Origin of the sequence: Sphingomonas sp. CCH5-D11, assembly GCF_001557395.1 — a bacterium.
Lineage (GTDB): Bacteria > Pseudomonadota > Alphaproteobacteria > Sphingomonadales > Sphingomonadaceae > Sphingomonas.
Genome location: NZ_LSKH01000257.1, coordinates 1 through 4,892 on the forward strand (window position 1 = coordinate 1; position 4,892 = coordinate 4,892).

Below are 4,892 nucleotides of genomic sequence, written 5' to 3' on the forward strand. Positions count from 1 at the left end.
GTGCTGGCGTTCACCGCGACCGGCTTCGTCGTCGCCGCGTTCGGGCAGGCGCTCGGGATCGATACGCTTGTCGTCCGGAACGCCGGCGCGATCATCCTGTGCCTGGTGGGCATCGTCCTGCTGATACCTCGCCTTCAGGACGGGCTTTCACGGATCGCCACGCCTGCCGCAGCCTGGGCGAGCCGACAGCAAAGCGCACTCGACGACCGCGCCGGGTTGTGGGGTCAAGCGCTGATCGGGGCATTGCTCGGCATCGTCTGGGCACCCTGTGTCGGCCCCACGCTCGGCGCGGCGGTGGCGCTGGCGGCGGAAGGGAAGGATCTGGGCGAAGTAGCGCTGGTGATGGCGGCCTTCGGACTAGGTATCTCCACCGTGCTGCTGGTCATCGCCTTTGCCGCTCGCGGCGCGCTCGCCCGCTGGCGGGGGCGGATGATGGCAGCGGGCGGTCGCGGCAAGATCGTGCTTGGAGGACTGCTGTTAATCGTCGGCATTTTCATCCTGACAGGGGTGGATCGCCAACTCGAAGCCTTCCTACTCGATCATCTGCCCGACCGGGTAACCGAATGGTCGACCGCCTTTTAACATTCGTACTCTCCCACCGAGGCACTCTGCATGACGCACAACATCCTCTCCCTGCTGTCCCTGTTAGCGCTGGCCGGCTGCGGGCAGGCGCCCGCCGGAGCTGCCGCACAGCCCCGCCCGGTCAAACCACTCGTCGTCGGGACGCCCGCCGCGCCTGTGGTGGTCGAACTGTTCCAAAGCCAAGGCTGCTCGTCCTGCCCGCCTGCCAACGCCAACGTGAACGCCATTGCGGATGCGCCGGGCGTGCTCGCCTTATCCTTCGCCGTGACCTACTGGGATCGGCTCGGCTGGAAGGACACTTTCGGCTCCCCCGCCTGGACCGCGCGGCAATGGGACTATGCGCGTGCCGCTGGTCGCCCACAGGTGGCGACACCGCAGGTGATCATCAACGGCGGGCCCACTATCGTTGGCAGCAATCGTGCCCAGCTCGAAGCGGCTATACAGCGCGCCGGCCCTGCGCGTGGCGGTCCTGCCATATCGGTGCGCAATGGAGCCCTGACTCTGGCTGCCGGCAAAGACGTTCCATCGACGATCTGGCTGGTCCGCTACGATCCGCGGACGGTCGAGGTGCCGATCCGCGCCGGAGAGAATGGGGGGCGGACGCTCCCCCACCGCAATATCGTGCGGGAATTGGTAAAGCTGGGCAATTGGTCCGGCGCGGTGACGGAGTTGCCGCTGCCCAGCGCACCCCGCGGGCTGAGCTCCGCCGTTCTGGTGCAGCAGGGTACGGGCGGGCCGATCACCGCAGCGCGCAAGCTGTAAGCCGTTGGCGGTGCCGTCCGCGGCTGGGGATCGGCCGAGTTAGCGAGGCTGCACATCGGCCGACGATATTTCATCGGCCGTGTAACTCCGGCCGGTCAGCGATCGAAGTTGGGATTATGATGATGGGAATTTTCCACTCCATGCGCTCGACACGCCGGACCGGCGCTTGGGCAGACCACCCGGATGCAGGCCCCGGGTTACAAAACCCTCGCGACTATCGGCACGAAGCCGATGGTGTGCGGTACCGAGGAGGCTGCAGATGATCGAGCCGCTATCGACTTCAGCCACCGAGACCCGCGAGCGTGCAGAGCACGGCGGCGAACTGGTGTACCGGCATCGATTGCCGACAAGGCTTTGGCATTGGACCAATGCGGTGGCGATCATCGTCCTGCTAATGAGCGGGTTGATGATCTCGAACGCCCACCCGCACCTTTATTGGGGTGAGTATGGCGCGAATTTCGATCAGCCGTGGTGGTCTCCGCCGCGCTTTCCGGGCTGGGCAACAATCCCCTCAACATACAATCTGGCGCTTGCTCGCCACTGGCATCTGTTCTTCGCTTGGATTCTCGCGTTTGGCCTGCTTGCTCATCTGGTCATCAGTCTGGTCAACCGGCACATCCAGCGTGACCTGACGCTACGGCGCAGCGAACTTGCTCCTTCCCACCTCTGGCAAGACGTGAAGGATCATGCGCGCCTAAAATTCCCCACTGGTCAAGAAGCGCTCCGGTATAACGTCCTACAGAAGATCGCGTATATTTCGATCGTATTCGTCGTTATCCCGCTGCTGATCCTGACCGGGCTGAGCTTGTCTCCCGGATTCAACGCAGTCATGCACTGGCCGCTCGATCTTTTGGGCGGTCGCTCGTCGGCCCGCTCTCTGCATTTCATTTGCGCTGGTATCATAGCTGCGTTCATCGTCGTTCACCTGACTTTGGTGCTACTGGCGGGTCCGATCAACGAGGTCCGTTCGATGTTGACCGGCTGGTTCCGAGTGCCACCCGATCCCGACAAACATATCGCCAAGCTCAAGCGGACCTTGGACACGCAATGACAACGATTCTCACACGCCGCGCTCTTGTCGGCAGCCTTGCAGCCGGCGCCGGCACGATACTCTCAGGCTGCGACCGTCTAGGGCAAAATGAGCAATTTCGCGCGCTCCTCGCATCCGGCGAGCGGGGCAACTATGCCTTTCAGAGGCTATTGCAGGACCGGACGGCGCTAGCTGAGGAGTTCGCTCCTTCGCAGCGCTCGCCCGTTTTTCGAGCGAATGGCACCCGGATGCCGGGCGGAACCGATTATGCACGGCATCTTGCCGTCAACTTCAACGATTGGCGGCTGGTGGTCGACGGCGCTGTCGCTAACCCGCAAGCCTTTTCGCTCGACCAGATCAGGGCGATGCCGACCCGAACCCAGATCACACGTCATGACTGCGTGGAGGGCTGGAGCGCGATCGCGAAATGGCACGGTGTGCCCCTAAAGCTGTTGCTGGATCGCGCAGGTGTCAGTCCGCAAGCCCGTTTTATCGTGTTTCATTGTGCCGACCCACAGACCAACGGGACCATGTACTATGAATCGATCGACCGGATCGACGCCGTTCATCCGCAGACGATCCTGGCTTGGGGGATCAACGACCAGCTGCTTCCGGTCCAGAACGGCGCGCCGTTACGTCTCAGGGTAGAGCGGCAGCTCGGCTATAAACACGCGAAATATGTCCAGCGGATCGAGGCGGTCCCAAGCCTTGCCGGCATCTATGGCGGCAAGGGTGGGTATTGGGAGGATGCTGCAGGATATGAGTGGTACGCAGGACTCTGAGAGATCGCGATCACACGATAAATTTCTATGCTGGCGGTGGTTTGGACGTTGAACGTGTCCGACATTCCGCCAGCGAAAGCTGACATTCCCGTTTCACCATCCTTTGTGAGACGCTGGCAGGGGCGCCATGCAGTTATCCCGTCTGTTGGCGGACATACTCGCCCAAGCCGCGCGCGACGAGTTCGTCGTTGGAGAGGCGGGGGCCTCGCTTCAGGCGCTGATTGCCAAGTTTGCGGCGGTCCAGCTTCGGCCCGGGTGGTACGGGCGAGGGGGCCTTGAACACCCCGCCGGGCTGAGCGGTACGCGCCGGTTCGTTGTTGTTGCGCTTCGCGTGGTGCGGCTGCACCTGCTGGATGGCATGGGCGAGCGCCAGCGCCGCGTCGAGGTGCTTGTTGTCGACCACCGGTGCCTGGTTCACGCGGCGCATCTTGTCGAAGACGCGATAAGGCAGGACCTCGCCCTCGTGCTGGATCTCGAGGCGGCCGTCCGGGTATTCGCACACATCCACCTTCTTGCGCGCTAGCCCCTGAGCGACCGGGGTCGGCTCCAGGATGAACATGGCCTTGTTGTAGTGCAGGGTGAGGGCGCCGGTGACGGTGCGCTGCTCGCGCCAGACCATCTCGGCTTCAAGGTTCTCGTGGATGGCCAGCGGTCGGTGCAGATCGCGCGGGTCGAACGGCGCCTTGGCGAACCGCTGGTTGTGTTGCGCCATATAGGAGGGGAGGAAGGCGTTGGCTTCGTCGATGGTGTTGATGCGGTGGAGCCGCATCGCCTTGACGAGCCGGTCCTGCAGCGTCGCGTTGGCCCGCTCGACGCGCCCCTTCGCTTGCGGCGAGTTCGCGCAGATCAGATCGATGTTCAGCCGGTCCAGTGCCCGCCCGAGATGGGTCATCCCGTCGCCGTTCGCCGAGGCTGTGTTGTTGCGGAACGCGCTGTGCTTGTCCGTGTAGAAGGCGACCGGCTTGCCGTGCCGCTCGAGGTACGTCCGCGTCGCGCGCATGTAGGAAAAGGTGCTTTCGCTCTCGACCATCTCGAGGTGCATCAGCTCGCTCGTCGCGTCGTCGATGAACACCAGCAGCGTGCATTGCGGGCCGCGGTCCTCGAACCACCAGTGTTTCGAGCCGTCGACCTGGACCAGTTCGCCGCGACAGTCGCGCCGGTAGCGGGGTTGGTAGGGGCGCGGGCGCCTGGCCGCGCGGTCTTTCCAAAGGCCCGCCTCCATCATGATCTGACGCAACGTCTCACACGAGAGGCCCAAGCCGTGCCGCTCCGCAAGGTATTCGCGCGCGAGCGTCGGCCCGAAGTCGGCATAGTTTTCCCGCACGAGAGCGACGACCTCGGCGCGAAAGGCGTCGCTGTAGCGGCGGTTGCTCGGGCGTCCGCGCTTGCGCGACACGAGTCCAGCAGCGCCTTCCTGTCGAAGGCGATCGAGCAGCCGGTAGATTTGCCGCCGCTGGAGGCCAAGAAGCTCCATCGCGTCCGGGATCCGGATCTCGCCGCGGTCGAGCCGCATCAGCGTGTCGAACCGGGTGATCTCAGCAGCACTCATCGTCAGCACCGTCATACCATGCGCGTCCTCGTTGCCGAGGAAGGCTATGACACCGGCGACCCACTGAAAGCACCGGCAGTGCCGTTTCTATCTAGCAGGACGGTGTCATTTGTATCTGGCGCTTACACCTGTTGTTGCTGCCACTTAGAGAAGACACATTCGTCGCCAGATAGAACTGACACACCGT

5 protein-coding genes are annotated in these 4,892 nt (G+C 63.5%); 4 read left to right on the forward strand and 1 reads right to left on the reverse strand.

Features of this window, described 5'->3' with window-relative positions:
* From AX702_RS16120 to AX702_RS16135, 4 genes are all read left to right on the forward strand, one after another.
* Positions 1-582, forward strand: a 582-nt coding sequence (locus tag AX702_RS16120) for a cytochrome c biogenesis CcdA family protein (RefSeq protein WP_066781279.1), incomplete at its 5' end; no start/stop codon positions are given.
* A 30-nt stretch (positions 583-612) separates the two neighbouring features.
* Complete coding sequence (locus AX702_RS16125; protein ID WP_066760138.1) at positions 613-1,344, forward strand: DUF1223 domain-containing protein; 732 nt, start codon at positions 613-615, stop codon at positions 1,342-1,344.
* Positions 1,345-1,603: 259 nt separating this feature from the next.
* Positions 1,604-2,395: a cytochrome b/b6 domain-containing protein gene (locus AX702_RS16130; RefSeq protein ID WP_066760136.1), complete on the forward strand. Its 792-nt coding sequence runs from the start codon at positions 1,604-1,606 to the stop codon at positions 2,393-2,395.
* Positions 2,392-3,156 carry a molybdopterin-dependent oxidoreductase gene (locus AX702_RS16135; protein WP_066760134.1) on the forward strand — a complete coding sequence of 255 codons (765 nt, stop codon included), beginning with the start codon at positions 2,392-2,394 and terminating at the stop codon, positions 3,154-3,156. Before AX702_RS16130 ends, AX702_RS16135 begins: the two co-directional genes overlap by 4 nt.
* 133 nt (positions 3,157-3,289) lie before the next feature.
* Here AX702_RS16135 and AX702_RS16140 read toward each other — a convergent pair whose 3' ends face one another.
* A complete protein-coding gene (locus AX702_RS16140) occupies positions 3,290-4,720 on the reverse strand; it encodes an ISNCY family transposase (protein ID WP_066760133.1) in 1,431 nt (476 codons plus the stop codon).
* Between the last annotated feature and the right edge of the window lie 172 nt (positions 4,721-4,892).